Here is a 16099-nt window from a genome sequence, read left to right as displayed (position 1 = left end):
AATCTCCGGAGGAAATGTATGCTGAAACGCTTGGTGATCGCCGCAACGATCGTCGGACTCGCGCCGCTCTCGCTCGCTGGGGCAGCTTGGGCACATGGTCCGAGCCGCCAGAAGGTTACGGAAACAATTGAGATCAACGCGCCCGTCGACAAAGTCTGGAAAGTTGTCGGTAACTTCCAGGACATGAGCTGGCTTGGTATCGTCGCCAAGACCGAAGGCAAGGGCGGCAACGAAGTTAACGCCACGCGTACACTCACACTCAAGAACGGTGGTACGGTCGAAGAGATGCTCGACAAGTACAACCCGGAAGATCACATGTACGCCTACGAGATCACGAAGGTCGATGTGAAGGTTCTACCCGTCAACGATTACTCCTCGCACATTACGGTTGAAGCTGACGGCGCCGATAAGTCGACAGTGACGTGGTGGGGTGGTTTCTATCGCGGCTACATGCTGAACGATCCGCCGCCGAACCTGACGGACGAAGTGGCGCTCAAGGCCGTGACGGACCTCTACAAGCAAGGTCTCCAGGACCTGAAGAAGAAGGTCGAGAGCGGCGGCTGAGTGCGTAAAAACGCACGTAAATTGCGCCTTTTGAAGCTTGGGCAAGGCCTGATCGCGGTATGCGCGATGGCCTTGCCTGCGTCGGCGCACGAAGCACTGTTGACGGATCAGACGTCCGATACGCTGTCCTTTGTCGATCTCGATACGATGAAGGAAACGGCGCGGCTGACTGTGACCGGCAAGCCTGCCGGCATCGCGCTTTCTCCCGATAAGGCGACGGCTTACATCACTGCGCCCGACAGCAAGGAGCTGATCGAGGTCGATGCCGTTGCGCGCAAGGTGCAGCGGCGGCTTTTCCTTGACGGCGGCCCCCTCGGGATCGCAGCCAATCCGATGCGGCCGGAGGTGTACGTCGCCGACTGGTATACGCACAAAGTTCGCATCATCGATACGCAGAGCCTGACCGTGGTTGGGGAGATCAGGGTCGGTGACTCGCCCTCCGGCCTCGCCGTGACGCCCGACGGAAAATTGCTCCTGTCTGCGGATCGCGACAGCGATGCAATTTCGATTGTTGATGTTGCGAGCCGTAAGGTGCTGGCATCAATTCCGGTCGGCAAGCGTCCTTTCGGCATTACGATCGACGCGCGTGGCGAGCGTGCCTATACCGCGAACGTGAAGAGCGACGACGCAACCGTCATTGATATTGCAGCGCGGAAAGTCGTTGGCAGCGTCAAGACAGGACGCCGTCCTTATGCTGTGGCGCTCGCGCAGGGGAAAGGGTTCGTTACGGACCAATACGGAGGGACGGTTACGGTTTTCGATCTGGCAACGCTCGCTCCGGTCAAGCGGATCGACACGTGCGATCATGCGGAAGGGATTGAAGCCGATCCCGGCGAAAAAAATGTTTACGTCTCATGCTGGGGCGAAGACGTTTTGCTTCGTATCGATCCCGTGAAGCTCGCCGTTACGGGGAGGGCAGCCGTCGCTGACGGGCCGCGCGCCTTCGGTAAGTTTCTTCGTTAAATTTTGCAGGGTTACCGGCTTGTAAGTTGTGAGTTGCCGTTCTTCCGGCAACTTTCAGGATGTTTTGCAACCCGGCAAGCGGCCCTGCGGTGTTTGGCAGATTTCTCTCAATCTCTGTTCAAGCGATCCATGTCCCGCTAAATAGCCGGGAAAAATTACCTAGACGATCTAGGAGGATCGCCCTTTATGTCAAAGTTTTCATTCCGTTATGCCGGTCTGGCAGCTCTTGCGGTAATGTGCATGGCGTCGGCCAGCCTATCGGCGGAGGAAACTCCAAAGCCGGCCGACATTCTGTTCGAACGGCCTCACATTGCGTCCGTCGCGCCGGGTACGAACCTCGTCTACAAGTTCGAGCGCACGCCATCGGATCCAAAGGCCTTGGGGCCCGGCTTTTCCGATAACATTACGCTGACGGTCGAGAGCGATGGCGCTCCGGGCAAAAAGAACGTTCGGCTGCAGATCTATTCGGGTGACCGCGCGAGAGATCCGCAAGAAATCACCGACATGGACGGCAATCCGATGCTCGTCGTCTATCTCGACGATGCGGTGGCGCATTTCAGGCTTCTTGCCGGTGGCGACGGCGCCTATCTCAAGAACATGTTCAAGAAGAGCTTGGCGCAGGACGCGAAGATTGCGCCGGTAAAGATCGACTACAAAGGGCAATCCATCGATGGTTATCGCGTGAGCCTCACGCCCTATATCAACGATCCGGCGAAGGCACGGATGAACGGCTTCGAGGGCTCAGTATTCACGATTGCGCTATCGGACAAGATCCCGGGCTATTTTGCGAAGATGGTTTCGGACTATACGAACAACGACAAAAAAGGTCCGTCGCTCAAAGAGACGTTGACCCTTGATGGTGTAGGAGACGTCAAATGAAAAGCCGTCTTGTGAATGCCGGCGCGAGCGGTTTTCTCGCGATTGCGGCGATTCTCGTTCCAGGTTTCACGACGCATTTGTGGGCGCAGGAATTGCCGGCCAACGACTATCCGACTGTTGCGCGCGCCGACTATGTTTACGCGTGCATGGCCGTAAATGGCCAGACGCGGCCGATGCTCGAGAAGTGCTCGTGCTCGATCGACGAGATCGCAAACATTCTGCCTTATGCGCAGTATGAAGAAGCCGAGACGCTCATCTCCGTCGGCCTGAAGGGTGGGGAGAACGTCGCGTGGACCCACGCGCCGGAATTCCAGGAAAAGGTCAAAAACCTGCGCCGCGCGCAGGTTGAAGGCGAACTGCGCTGCTTTTGATGTTTGTGCCCGGCGACGCCCCAAAGGGGAACCGGCCGCCGGGCACGGCATCGTCTTTTATTCCCACTCAAGCTCGGTGTAGGCCGCCGTGACGTTGCGCGGATTGTGCTCGTCGAAAAGGGCCCATTTATCGCGCTCGGACTGAGCCGCAGTCGCGACGGCCTGTTCGAGCGTTTTTCCGTCCTTGATCATCTTGCGGACGTCGGTTGCCAAGACTGTCAGGTAGCGCTGCACGGGCAGGATGGCGTCAGGCCACGTCATGGACTTTGGCCCATGGCCTGGGACGGCGCGCTCGGCCTTTTCCTGCATCAGTTCGGGAATGAGCTTGAGCCAGCCGACGATCGAGCCATCGAGCGTCGGAATGTGCCCCGAGAACAAGAGATCGCCTAAAAAGAACGTCCCGGTCGGTTGGTCGTGGATCGTCAAGTCATTGTCGGTGTGAGCTGTCGGCCGGGCCTTGAGCGTCAGGACACGCCTGCCAAGGTCGAGTTCGAGAGTGTCTTTGACGAGCACCGTCGGCGGGATGATTTCGGTGCCTTTAAAGGCGGCTTCGCCGAGGCGCTCGCGGGCATTCGCCAGATAGCTTTCCTTACGCGCGTAAAGTGCGGCGGGAAGCTTGTAATGGCCCACGAATTCCAGGTTCGGCGCCTTGAAGGCGGCATTGCCCATGACGTGATCGGGATGCATGTGCGTGTTGATCACGTAGCGAATGGGCTTGTCCGTGATCTGCTTGATGGCGGCGTGGAGATCGCTTCCCATAGCGAATGATCCACTGGTGTCGATGACGGCAGCCGCCTCCGAGCCGACGATACAACACGGATTGGAAATGTCGCCCCGGTTGGCCTTGTTCACGAGCTGGTATTTGCCGACGTGAACGAAAATTCCTGGAGCGATTTCAAGAACTCCGATCCGTTCAGCCTCGGCGCGCGAGATCTGGGGCAGGAGTGGCAGCAGTGCTGTCAGCGCAGCGCCTCGGAGAAAGTCTTTTCGGGAAGGTTTTCCAACGATGAAGGGATAATCGGTCATGCATGCGAGCCAATTGATTGCAGCTCCTAGTATGCGCCTCTTTCCGCGGCATTTGAATTTACGCCCTTCACGAAAGCGCGAGTTTTTGTGATCGGACGCCGCGATTTTCACATTCGGGAACAATTAGACGTGCAGCGCACCATTTTTGTTGCGACGCAATTTTCCCCCATAAACACAGGGGTTTTTTGGGTCAGAAGGGTTGTCCTAATTTGCCGCACGAGAATGATCGTCGCACTTCGTGTTGCGGCTTGAAAAAAAAAGTGTCTACATGCCCCCCGTTCACGCGGACTACCGGTTTCTACACGGTTTCGTGAAGAACTCCTGCTCCGGCCGGGCAAAGACGGGAAAAAATCCCGCAAAACCTGAGATCGGATTTGGGAGATATCGGCAGTTCGCGGGATCGACTTGCAAGCGTGGCAAGACATTTGTCTTAAACGGAGGAAGCGCGATGCGCAAAAGTGCATTCGCATGCGGTTTGTTGGCAACTGCCGCATTCTCGGCGTCCGCATGGGCGAACGAGAATGTGATCAAGTTGTCCAGCGATCCGAACAACTGGGCAATTCAGTCCGGTGACTATGCTGGTACCCGCTACTCAAAGCTGGACCAGATCACGACCGAAAACGTCGGTCAGCTGAAAGTGGCTTGGACGTTCTCGACGGGCGTTCTTCGCGGCCATGAAGGCGGCCCGCTCGTGATCGGCGACGTGATGTACCTTCACTCGGCGTTCCCGAACATCGTCTATGCTCTGAACCTCGCTGACGAGCAGAAGATCATCTGGAAGTACACGCCGAAGCAGGATCCGTCCGTTATCCCCGTCATGTGCTGCGACACGGTCAACCGTGGCGTGCAGTATGCCGAAGGCAAGATCTTCCTCCATCAGGCCGATACCGCTCTCGTCGCTCTCGACGCGAAGACGGGTAAGGAACTGTGGAAGGTCGTTGACGGCGATCCGAAGAAGGGCGAAACGGGCACGGGTGCTCCGCTCGTCACGAAGGACAAGGTGATCATCGGTATCTCGGGCGCTGAATTCGGCGTTCGCTGCCACGTCACCGCCTACGACATCAACACCGGTAAAAAGGTGTGGCGCGCCTACTCGATGGGTCCTGACTCCGACATCCTCGTCGATCCGGAGAAGACCATGTCGCTCGGCAAGCCGGTCGGCAAGGATTCTTCTCTGAAGACCTGGAACGGCGATCAGTGGAAGATCGGCGGCGGTTCGACCTGGGGCTACATGGCCTTCGATCCGGACCTCAACCTGATCTACTACGGAACGGGTAACCCCTCGACCTGGAACCCCGCTCAGCGTGCGGGACCGGATGGCAAGCCGATCGACCAGAAGTGGTCGATGACGATGTTCGCTCGCGACGTCGACACCGGTATCGCCAAGTGGGCCTACCAGATGACGCCGTTCGACGAGTGGGACTATGACGGCATCAACGAGCCGATCCTGGCCACCCTCGACATCAAGGGTCAGGAGCGCAAGGTTGCGGTTCACTTCGACCGTAACGGCTTCGGCTACACCTGGGATCGCGAGACGGGCGAACCGCTCGTTGCCGAGAAGTATGATCCGATCGTCAACTGGGCGACTGGCATCGATCTCGACAAGTCGAGCCCGAACTATGGCCGTCCGATCCGCGTGAAGAAGTACTCGACGTTTGCGAACGGCGCGGACTTCAACACGAAGGGCATCTGCCCTGCGGCTCTCGGTTCTAAGGACCAGCAGCCAGCGGCGTTCTCGCCTCTGACCAAGCTGTTCTATGTGCCGACGAATCACGTCTGCATGGACTACGAACCGTTCAAGGTCTCGTACACGGCTGGTCAGCCTTACGTCGGCGCCACGCTTTCGATGTTCCCTGGCCCGGATAAGCCGGAGCGTATGGGTAACTTCATCGCTTGGGACGCAACGAAGGGTAAGATCGTCTGGTCGAAGCCTGAGCAGTTCTCGGTGTGGTCAGGTGCTCTGACGACGGCCGGCGGCGTTGCCTTCTACGGCACGCTCGAAGGCTACTTCAAAGCCGTCGACCAGAAGACCGGCAAGGAACTGTTCAAGTTCAAGACGCCGTCGGGCATCATCGGCAACGCCATGACCTATGAGCAGGGTGGCAAGCAGTACGTAGCCGTGTTCTCGGGCGTTGGTGGCTGGGCCGGTATCGGTCTTGCCGCTGGCTTGACGAACCCGACCGACGGTCTCGGTGCCGTTGGTGGCTACGCTGGCCTCTCGGAGTACACGAACCTCGGTGGCTCGCTCACCGTGTTCGCTCTCCCATAGGCTCGATCCTAGACATACAGGAGCCGGTGCGGGGCAACCCGTGCCGGCTCTTTGCCGTGAAAATTGCGCCGAATTAATGCAGTGGCCGAAAAAACATCTTTCAAGAAAATGGCACAATCTGCTACGAGGGCGACAATTTGTAATAGTCTAACAGGCAAGTTTGCGCAGGTATTTATCCTGCGCACTGTTCTATCGGACAGCAACAAGGGGTCCGTTCGGAAAAAGGGCTCCATAAAAAAGACCAATGGGCGGTGGCGACCCACGCAATTCAATCCAGGAGAAGAGGATCCTCGTGAACAAGTTGATTAAGACACTTGCAGTCGCATTGATGACGTTCGGGGCTGCAGGCGCTGCCGCTGCGAAGGAGCAGACGAAGACTGACGAAGCACACGCGGCGGCTCCCGCTGCGAAGCTGATGCAAGTTGCGGAAGATGCCGCTCCCAATCCGGACGATCCGAACGCCCCGCCTCCGGGCTCGCGCAAGCCCGATGGCGATGCCGTCTATCCGAACCCTGTCAGTGAACTGGCGAAGAAGGATGGCATCAAATTCGAAGACGGCCGTTATCGCAACAAAGACGGCGATCCTATGCCGGTCGTGACGAAAGACTACATGGTGGACTGGGGTACCTGGAACGGCTTCCGTCGCTATCACGACGCCTGCCACGTTTGCCACGGTCCGAACGCGCTAGGCAGCACGTTCGCTCCGGCTCTCGCCGATTCGCTGAAGACGATGGATTATAACACCTTCATTGCGACCGTTTCGAGTGGCCGAAAGGTGAACCGCGGTGGCACAGAGTTCGTCATGCCGTCGTTCGGCGAAGATAAGAACATCATGTGCTACATCGACGATATCTATACCTACATCAAAGCCCGTTCCTACTACGCAACCGATCCGAAGACTGGTCTCCCTCCGGGTCGCCCGAATGGCCGTGAAGACATCTCGCCGGAAGCCAAGAAAGCTGCCGACGACTGCACCGGCTGAGGTCTGGAAGTTTTTCCCGACCTTCTCATATGAGAAGCCTGCCTCGCGCGTCGGTGTCGCGTGATGCAGCCCAGGACTATCGGCATTCAATGGATCGGGGGCGGGTCGCAAGCGCGACGTGCCCCCAGTCCATATCAAGGGCCGCGACGTTCACGCCGCCATAACAAAAAGGTTACTCACGTGAGGAAACAAGCGCTCAAGATTTCGAACTTATCAGCGCCGACTTTGGCGCTCGGAGTGATCGCGACGACAGTGTCGATGATCTTTGCATTCGCAGGCGCGGCGCAGGCCGCTGAAACTCCCAAGGCCGATCTCGTCAATCGCAAAGAGCTTCGCGTTTGCGCCGACCCAGCCGATCTTCCCTTTTCGAACCAGAAAGGCGAGGGCTTCGAAAACAAGATCGCAAACATTATCGGCGACGAACTGAAACTTCCTGTCGTTTATACGTGGTTCCCTAAGGCAACGGGCTTCGTTCGCATGACGCTCAACGCCAAGCGCTGCGATCTGGTGATCGGGTGGGGGCAAGGCGACGACATGGTGCTCAACACCAACGCCATTTATCGTTCGACCTCGGCGCTCATTTACAAGAAGGGGACCGGCCTCGACGGCGTTGAATCGCTCAGCGATCCGCGCCTTCAGGGAAAGCGCATCGGCATGCAGCAGGGCTCGGCTGGCGCTACGCTTGCAGCGAAATACGGACTGATGGCCAACGTCCACGGCTATCCGATGATCGTCGATCGCCGCTATGAAAACCCGGCTGAAGACATGATGAATGATATCCGTAAGGGTGACATTGCAGCCGGTATTCTGTGGGGACCGATGGCAGCCTATTGGGCGAAGCGCGACGGTGAGCCGCTGGTTGTCGTTCCCCTCGTCAAAGACAACGGAGCTGCACGTATCGCGTTCCGCATCACGATGGGTGTGCGTAACGGAGACGACAACTGGAAGCGGCGACTCAATGAGGTAATCCGCAAGCGTCGCGCCGACATCGACAAGGTGCTGCTCGACTACGGCGTGCCATTGCTTGTCGATGATGATACATCGACCGAGATGGTCACCAAGCCGCGACAGTCGGAAACCGATCTGCCGGCGCCGTCGAATGCGGCCGCGACGACACCTGCACCAGCGGCTGCTACGCCCTAAGCAAAAACGCATTAGTGATATCGGCCCCGCTCATCGTTTGGCGACGGTGCGGGGCCTATTCTTTGGGCTGCCATTGGAGATCCGCGGATGCCGCTGAAATCGGCCTTGCCAAAGTTTCTGGCGGCGGTGATCGCGGCATCAAGTACGTTAGGCTGCCTTGCCCTCGTCTCCGTTGATCGCGCATTGGCCGAAGACGTTTCCGGGCCGTCGCCCGTCGGCCCGCCGTCGCCCGAACCGAATAGCTATCGCACCGACAAATATCGGTCGCCGGTGCCGTTGACGCTGAAGGGCGCTACGGTCCTATCAAGCAGCCAGGCCATGAAAGTCTGGTCCGAGGGCCACGCGGTGTTTATCGACGTTTATCCGCATCCGCCGAAGCCCGCAGGGCTGCCGCCCGGTACGATCTGGCGGGAGACTACGCACATGACCATCGAAAATGCGGTCTGGCTGCCGAACGTCGGCTATGGGGCGCTGTCGTCCGGGTATGAGAATTATTTCAAGCACAATCTGGAAAAGCTCACAGCCGGGGACAAGGCAAAACCGCTGGTCTTTTTCTGTCTCCGAAACTGCTGGATGAGCTGGAATGCCGCGAAACGGGCGCTGGGCTTTGGTTATACCAATGTCTCATGGTTTCGCGATGGTACTGACGGTTGGCAAGAGATCGGTGGCCTCGTCGTCGATGCGCACCCGCTGCCTTAGAATTTCGGATTGAAATCTCTGAATTCATCACCGGCGGATTTCCTTCGGCGATAGCCAATAATCCATTGACTTCACTGTGTCGCACCTGCTGCGAGACAAGACGTGAAATTCTGCGCGCGTCAGTCAGTCCACGTTCATTGGTGGTCCAGATTTGGGTTGTCATACAACGGTGCGGGGTGGCGTATTGGAGATCTCTGCTTAAATTGCCTTGAGCGTGCGAGGGCGCCGCGACAACGGGGGACGATGTGACACTGAATGAACTGGCAGTCTTGTTGGCCGCGTTGGCGCTTGCTGCTCCGCTTGCACGGTGGCTCGGTATAGCTGCTGTGCTTGGCTATTTGGTTGCCGGCGTCATTCTCGGTCCTTACGGAATTGGGCGCATGTTTTCCGTGCAGGACGCCGAGCAGGTTCTGCACTTCGCCGAATTCGGCGTCGTTCTATTGCTTTTCCTAATCGGTCTGGAGCTTCGTCCGCGGCGACTATGGGCCATGCGTCAGGCCATTTTCGGGCTCGGAACGCTGCAGGTCGCCATTACAGGCCTTGCGCTGGCTTGCGTCGGCATTTTCTTCCTCGGCAGCGAATGGCAGCCGTCGCTGTTTGCTGGGACGGCGCTGGCGCTGTCTTCGACGGCATTCGCGCTTCAGGTGATGGAAGAGAACGGCGAGCTCTCGACCCGGCACGGCCGTTTAGGGTTCTCCATCCTGTTGTTTCAGGATATCGCGGCCATTCCGCTGATCGCTTTGGCGCCGTACTTCGCCGTGTCGGCAGTCAAGACCCATACTGGGATCGATTATTTTGCGCTCGCGAAGGGCTTGGGGACGATCGTTCTGGTCGTGGTCGTAGGTCGTTATGTTCTCGATGCGTTGCTGCGCCTCGTGGCCCTGTCGCGCGTCAAGGAAGCGATGACCGCTGCAGCGCTGCTGACGGTCGTCGGCATTACGCTGATCATGGAAGCTGTGGGGCTTTCAGCCTCTCTTGGCGCTTTCATCGCTGGCGCGCTGCTCGCAGAGAGCAGCTATCGACATGAGCTTGAAGCCGACATTGCGCCGTTCGAGGGCTTGCTGCTTGGCATCTTCTTCACCGCGATCGGCATGTCGCTCAATCTCGGGCTGCTGATTTCGGCGCCGGCACTGATCATATCGGCAACTCTCACCCTGATCGTGGTCAAGTCGGTCATTTTGTATCTGCTCGGACGCTGGCAGGGGCTTGACTCGGGGCCGGCGCGACGGCTTGCGTTCGCGCTTTCGCAAGGCGGTGAATTCGCATTCGTTTTGCTGTCGGTGGGACAAGCGGCGGGTGTGCTAGGCAGTGGGTCGTCGCAGATCATGGCGGTCATCGTAACGCTGTCGATGGCGATGACACCGCTGTTGCTGGGCGTCGACCGGCTATTTTCGAAGAAGTCGAAGGTCGAGATGCGGGCATTCGATCCGCTGCCTGACAACGATGGGCATGTGGTGATTGCTGGCTTCGGCCGGTTCGGCCAGATAGTGGCCCGCGTGTTGCGCGCCAAAGGCGTGCCGTTTACGGCGCTCGACATCAGCGTCGAGCAGGTGGATTTCGTCAAACGGTTCGGCAACAAGGCCTTCTATGGCGATGCAAGTCGACCGGAGGTTCTGGAGGCTGCGCAAACTGACAAGGCGAAAGCCTTTGTGTTGGCTATCGACGACGTGGAAGCGTCGATGCGTGCGGCGGAAATCGTCAAGACGCATTATCCGCATGTGCCGATCTATGCGCGGGCGCGCGATCGCATGCATGCCTACAGGCTGCTCGATCTCGGCGTTGCTGCGATGCGGCGCGAGACGTTTCTGGCATCTCTCGATCTCACGAGGACGCTGATGCTTGGTCTCGGGTATTCAGAGCGTGTGGCGAACCGCACCGTGCAGACGTTTCGCGACCATGACGAGCGGCGTCTGAACGAGGATTACAAGCTTGCGACCGATGTCGAGAAGCTCTTGGAACGGGCTCGGACGTCTCAGGCTATGCTCGAAAAGCTCTTCCGCGAAGACGAGGTCGAGGAGGCCAAGCTGGCGCAGGCGGAGAAGGCCCAACGCGACGCCAAGGGCCAGCGGGAGAGCAAGGTCAAGGCGGGCGGTATCGCGTCCTGAGCGTGACACTTGGTCCGTCGCGGGGCGGCGAGGCCTGAAACGCCCTGTTTTTTGCCGTGCGCTACCCTTGCGCGCGCGGTAGACGCCGCTGCAATCCCCCGGTAAATGTCCCACCACTTTACAGCGCGCCAGCGGCGCTTAGCGGAACGGACTTAAGTAAGATAATGAGCAAAGCTCAAGTCGTGGCGGAGACATCCTCAACGCCGAGCCTCAAGGACATGGCTAACGCCATTCGAGCGCTCTCGATGGATGCGGTTCAGGCTGCCAATTCCGGGCATCCGGGCATGCCGATGGGGATGGCGGACGTTGCCACGGTCCTCTTCACCGAAGCGCTGAAGTTCGACGCCAGCGCGCCGCAGTGGCCCAACCGGGATCGTTTCGTTCTCTCGGCTGGTCACGGCTCGATGCTGCTTTATTCGCTTCTTTATCTTACCGGCTATCCGGAAATGACGATCGAGGAGATCAAGAATTTCCGGCAGTTCGGATCAAAGACGGCGGGACATCCTGAATATGGTCATGCACCAGGCATTGAGACGACGACGGGGCCGCTGGGCCAAGGCATCGCCAATGCGGTTGGAATGGCGATTTCGGAGAAGCTGCTCGCGGCGCGTGTCGGCTCAGATCTTGTCGATTACCACACTTATGTCATTGCCGGTGACGGCTGCCTGATGGAAGGCATCAGCCAGGAAGCAATCTCGCTGGCCGGGCATTTGAAGCTCGGCAAGCTGATCGTGTTCTGGGACGACAACTCGATCACCATTGACGGCGCGACGAGCCTTGCGGTGTCGGACAGCGAGGTGAAGCGCTTCGAGGCGTCCGGCTGGAATACGATCCGCGTTGACGGTCATGACGTGGCGGCGATTTCAGCAGCGATCAAGACGGCGAAGGCCGATCCTTCGAAGCCGTGGCTGATCGCGTGCAAGACGCAGATCGGCTATGGCTCGCCGAACAAAGCTGGAAAATCGTCGGCGCATGGCGAAGCGCTGGGCGCGGATGAGATCAAGGCCACGCGCGCGCAGCTCGGCTGGCCATACGAAGCCTTCGAAATCCCTGAACACATCTTGTCGGCGTGGCGTGCTGTCGGAAGCCGCCATGCGAGGGTGCGTGACGACTGGACGAAGCGCGAAGCCAAAGCGGATGACGCGACGAAGGCACTGGTCTCGGGCCGCGATCTCAAGGCCACCGTTACGAATGCGATCATCGCCGCGAAGAACGATTTCGCGGCCGACAGCGCCAAGCGCGCGACGCGTGTCTGGTCGCAGATGACGATCGAGCGCCTCATTCCGGTGCTGCCTGAGATCATCGGCGGCTCTGCGGATCTTTCGGGATCGAATGGCACCCGCACGAAACATCATGTATCCGTTACGCCCGATAACTTCGCGGGCAACTATATGCACTATGGCGTGCGCGAGCACGGCATGGCAGCAGCGATGAACGGCATCGCGCTGTCGGGCTCGTTCGTACCTTATGGCGGCACGTTCCTCGTCTTTTCCGATTACTGCCGGGCTTCGATCCGTCTCTCGGCATTGATGCAGCAGCGTGTGATCTACGTTCTGACGCACGATTCCATCGGCCTCGGCGAGGACGGGCCAACGCATCAGCCGGTCGAGCATTTGAGCGCGCTGCGCGTCATTCCGAATTTGCATGTTTTCCGTCCGGCCGATGGCATCGAGACGGCTGAGTGCTGGGAGTTGGCGCTCGTCAGGGCCGACACGCCGTCGGTGCTAGCGCTTTCACGCCAAGCCGTGCCGAACCTTCGCACCAAAGGCGATCAGAACCTCAGTGCCAAAGGCGCCTACGTGCTGACACCGACGGAAGGTGCGCGCGACGTGACGCTTCTTGCAACCGGTTCGGAAGTTGGTCTCGCTGCCGAAGCTGCTGCAACTTTGGCGAAGGATGGGATCAAGGCCGCGGTGGTTTCGATGCCGTCGTTCGAATTGTTCCGCGCCCAGCCCGAAAGCTACCAGAACGAAGTTTTGGGAGACGCACCGCGTATTGCGATCGAAGCGGGCGTACCGCAGAGCTGGTACGAATGGCTGCGCAAATCGGATGTGTTCATCGGCATGCATGGGTTTGGTGCTTCGGCGCCGGCGTCGAAGCTTTACGAGCACTTCGGCATTACCGCGGCGCATGTGGTAGCGGCTGCGCGCAAGGCGATCGGAAAAACTTCGTGACGCACTGAAACGCAGACGCAGCGCAAACCGTAGTGGTGTCTTGATGAACCTCGATAAGTTGAAGACGACGGACGGCATCGACGTCGCGGGAAAGCGCGTGATCGTGCGGGCGGATCTAAACGTTCCGGTCAAGGACGGGAAGGTGACGGATGCGACGCGTCTGGAGCGCGTGCTGCCGGGCGTGAAGGCGCTGGCTGATCGCGGGGCGAAGGTTATCGTCATCTCGCATTTCGGACGGCCGAAGAACGGACCGGAAGCGGACTTGTCGCTGCGGCCGATCGCAGACGCGATGCAGCAGCTTCTGGGGCGGCAGATTGCATTCGGGCCGGACTGTATCGGGGAACAGGCACAAGCGACGGTCAGCGCGCTTAAGAACGGTGACGTCGCGCTGCTCGAAAATCTGCGCTTCCACAAAGGCGAAGAAAAGAACGATCCGAAATTCGCCGAGGAGCTCGCGAAGCTCGGCGACATTTTCGTGGGCGATGCTTTTTCGTGCGCACATCGCGCTCATGCATCTACGGAAGGACTGACCAACTTCCTGCCGTCTTTCGCAGGTCCGCTGCTGATGGAAGAAATCAACGCACTCAGAACGGCGCTGGAAATACCGCAACGCCCGACGGCGGCCGTGGTCGGCGGGGCGAAGGTGTCGACTAAAATTCCGGTTTTGACCAACCTCGTCGCAAAGGTCGACAAGCTGATCATCGGCGGCGGCATGGCGAATACGTTTTTGCAGGCGTCCGGCGTGATGGTCGGCAAGTCGCTAGCCGAACCCGAATTTCATGCGACGGCGCGCGATATTATGACGGAAGCCAAACAGAAGGGTTGTGAGATCATTCTGCCGGTCGATGCTGTCATCGCGCGCGAGTTCAAGGAAGGCGCGGCGAATGAAGTGGTGTCGGTCGACGAAGTGCCGTTCGACGCCATGATATTGGACGTTGGTCCGAAGTCCGTTGTGCGCACCACCGATGTGCTTGCAGCGTCGAAAACGCTGCTGTGGAACGGCCCGCTCGGTGCTTTCGAAATTTCGCCGTTCGGAGAGGGCACATTCGCGCTGGCGCGCGCTGCCGCGGAATTGACGAAAGCCGGTAAGCTTGTGTCAGTTGCCGGCGGCGGCGATACCGTCGCCGCCTTGAATGCTGCCGGTGTGACTGACGATTTCACGTATGTCTCGACCGCGGGCGGCGCGTTCCTCGAATGGCTCGAAGGGCGTGAGTTGCCCGGCATCGCGGCGCTCACGCGCGAGAAAGTGCATTAGCCCGCGGGCAATTTGAAAGAAGGCAGCATGCTGGCAGATGTCCATATCTACCTCGGTGTCGCGCTCGCGGGACTGGTAAGTTTTCTCTCGCCATGTGTGCTGCCTCTGGTGCCCCCTTATCTGGGTTACATCGGCGGCACGACCCTCGATCAGTTGACAGGGGAAGACAAGATCGACCGGCGCGTATGGCTGCGCGTCGTTGCGTCCGCCGTTTTCTTCGTGCTTGGCTTCACGACGGTGTTCGTCAGTCTCGGCGCGGGTGCAAGCACTATCGGTCAGGTTTTGCTGTCCTATCGAGCGGCGCTCGGAACTGCGGCCGGCGTCGTCATCATCCTGTTCGGCTTGCACTTCCTTGGCATCTTGAAAATTCACGCGTTCTATAAGGAAGCTCGCTATTCGGCGGCCGAGATGGAGGCAAGCTTCTTCGGCGCGTACATCATGGGGCTTGCGTTTGCGTTCGGCTGGACGCCGTGCATCGGACCGGTGCTTGCCACTGTCCTAACGCTTGCCGCGAGCGAGAACAGCCTCGCGACTGGCGTCAAACTGCTTTTGATCTATTCTCTGGGGCTCGGGGTTCCGTTCATTTTGGCGGCCGTCGCTGTCAGGCCGTTTCTCGGCTTCATGCAGAAGTTCAAGCGGCACTTCGTGACGCTCGAGCGGGTGATGGGCTTGCTGCTCGTCGTGACCGGCTTGCTGTTCGTGTTCGGCGCGCAGAACTGGTTCAGTCAGTGGATGATCGAAAACTTTCCGGCACTCGGCAGGATTGAATCCTACGTTACGCCGGCCGATCTCGGTGCCGAGATTTTGAAGCAAGGGGCGCACTGAAAGCTGTCGACGCCATGAGCGCTAAAACGCCTCCGATTGCACTGACGATTGCAGGATCGGACCCGTCGGGCGGCGCCGGCATTCAGGCCGATCTCAAGACGTTTGCTGCGCTCGGCGTTTACGGCGCCAGCGTAATAACGGCGTTGACGGCGCAGAACACGACCGGCGTATCTGGTGTGTTTGCGATCCCTCCGGATTTCATCGCAGCCCAATACCGGTCTGTCGTCTCGGATCTTTCGCTTGGCGCGATGAAGACCGGCATGCTCGGAGATGTCGCCACCGTCGAGATCGTGGCGTCGCTTCTGGGTGAGATGGGCGCCGCGCCTGTCGTCGTCGATCCGGTCATGGTGGCGACCAGCGGCGATGTGCTGCTGAAGCCAGACGCTATTGATGCGGTGCGCCACGCACTCCTTCCGCGCGCGAGCCTCATCACGCCCAACCTTCCCGAGGCCAGCCGTTTGCTCGATCGTCCGGAAGCGACGACCGAGGCTGATATGCGCGCACAAGCCGAGGCGCTAATGCAGTTCGGCTGCGGCGCTGTTCTGCTCAAAGGCGGCCATGGGAGTGGGGAGGATGTGATCGATATGTTGTTCGACGGCAAAACGCATGCGTCGTTTCGTCGACCACGTATCGTCACAAGCAATACACACGGCACGGGCTGTACATTATCGGCGGCGATTGCTGCCGGTATGGCTCTCGGCAAGCCTCTCGATGTGGCTGTCGCCGATGCCAAGGGCTTCGTTTGGGGCGCGTTATCGTCGGGTTCGCACTTGCATGTTGGAAAAGGTCGCAATGGCCCGATTGACCACAATTTTGCACTCAGAAAACTGTAGGCTGATTTTCG

The 16099-nt window shown here is 59.0% G+C and carries 14 protein-coding genes; 13 read left to right on the top strand and 1 reads right to left on the bottom strand.

The features are described from left to right. Positions 1-18 precede the first annotated feature (18 nt). From RLW55_RS16065 to RLW55_RS16050, 4 genes are all read left to right on the top strand, one after another. Complete coding sequence (locus RLW55_RS16065) at positions 19-564, top strand: SRPBCC family protein (protein WP_013947515.1); 546 nt, start codon at positions 19-21, stop codon at positions 562-564. Beyond that, on the top strand, positions 565-1527 hold the full coding sequence (locus RLW55_RS16060; protein WP_423414717.1) for a beta-propeller fold lactonase family protein: 963 nt from the start codon (positions 565-567) through the stop codon (positions 1525-1527). Positions 1528-1713: 186 nt separating this feature from the next. After that, complete coding sequence (locus RLW55_RS16055; protein ID WP_409559798.1) at positions 1714-2406, top strand: hypothetical protein; 693 nt, start codon at positions 1714-1716, stop codon at positions 2404-2406. Next, a complete protein-coding gene (locus RLW55_RS16050) occupies positions 2403-2777 on the top strand; it encodes a hypothetical protein (protein ID WP_409559799.1) in 375 nt (124 codons plus the stop codon). The genes RLW55_RS16055 and RLW55_RS16050 overlap by 4 nt, the downstream gene beginning before the upstream one ends. Before the next feature lie 57 nt (positions 2778-2834). Here RLW55_RS16050 and RLW55_RS16045 read toward each other — a convergent pair whose 3' ends face one another. Beyond that, entirely contained in the window at positions 2835-3803 is a 969-nt protein-coding gene (locus RLW55_RS16045) for a quinoprotein relay system zinc metallohydrolase 2 (protein WP_409559800.1), read from the bottom strand. A gap of 448 nt (positions 3804-4251) precedes the next feature. On the opposite strand from RLW55_RS16045, the gene RLW55_RS16040 reads away from it, so the two are divergent. The 9 genes from RLW55_RS16040 (at position 4252) to thiD (ending at position 16088) form a co-directional block, all read left to right on the top strand. Then, entirely contained in the window at positions 4252-6072 is a 1821-nt protein-coding gene (locus RLW55_RS16040; RefSeq protein ID WP_423414716.1) for a methanol/ethanol family PQQ-dependent dehydrogenase, read from the top strand. A 292-nt stretch (positions 6073-6364) separates the two neighbouring features. Then, entirely contained in the window at positions 6365-7054 is a 690-nt protein-coding gene (locus RLW55_RS16035; RefSeq protein ID WP_409559802.1) for a c-type cytochrome, methanol metabolism-related, read from the top strand. 180 nt (positions 7055-7234) lie between these two features. Beyond that, complete coding sequence (locus RLW55_RS16030) at positions 7235-8197, top strand: substrate-binding domain-containing protein (RefSeq protein ID WP_409559803.1); 963 nt, start codon at positions 7235-7237, stop codon at positions 8195-8197. A gap of 87 nt (positions 8198-8284) precedes the next feature. Next, complete coding sequence (locus tag RLW55_RS16025) at positions 8285-8896, top strand: PQQ-dependent catabolism-associated CXXCW motif protein (protein ID WP_423414715.1); 612 nt, start codon at positions 8285-8287, stop codon at positions 8894-8896. Positions 8897-9141: 245 nt separating this feature from the next. Further along, the gene (locus RLW55_RS16020; protein ID WP_409559805.1) at positions 9142-11001 is read left to right on the top strand and encodes a monovalent cation:proton antiporter-2 (CPA2) family protein; all 1860 of its coding nucleotides are present in this window, start codon (positions 9142-9144) and stop codon (positions 10999-11001) included. Between the two features lie 164 nt (positions 11002-11165). Continuing rightward, the gene (gene tkt, locus RLW55_RS16015) at positions 11166-13175 is read left to right on the top strand and encodes a transketolase (protein ID WP_423414714.1); all 2010 of its coding nucleotides are present in this window, start codon (positions 11166-11168) and stop codon (positions 13173-13175) included. 43 nt (positions 13176-13218) lie between these two features. Further along, the gene (locus RLW55_RS16010) at positions 13219-14430 is read left to right on the top strand and encodes a phosphoglycerate kinase (protein WP_423414713.1); all 1212 of its coding nucleotides are present in this window, start codon (positions 13219-13221) and stop codon (positions 14428-14430) included. Between the two features lie 27 nt (positions 14431-14457). Further along, a complete protein-coding gene (locus RLW55_RS16005) occupies positions 14458-15255 on the top strand; it encodes a cytochrome c biogenesis CcdA family protein (protein ID WP_013947529.1) in 798 nt (265 codons plus the stop codon). Between the two features lie 14 nt (positions 15256-15269). Further along, entirely contained in the window at positions 15270-16088 is an 819-nt protein-coding gene (gene thiD, locus RLW55_RS16000) for a bifunctional hydroxymethylpyrimidine kinase/phosphomethylpyrimidine kinase (RefSeq protein WP_409559808.1), read from the top strand. Positions 16089-16099 lie beyond the last annotated feature (11 nt).

The organism is Hyphomicrobium sp. B1 (genome assembly GCF_049532635.1).
In the GTDB taxonomy this organism is placed as follows: domain Bacteria; phylum Pseudomonadota; class Alphaproteobacteria; order Rhizobiales; family Hyphomicrobiaceae; genus Hyphomicrobium_B.
Note: the sequence above shows the minus strand (reverse complement) of the source record. Positions and strands in the feature narration are given on the sequence as shown.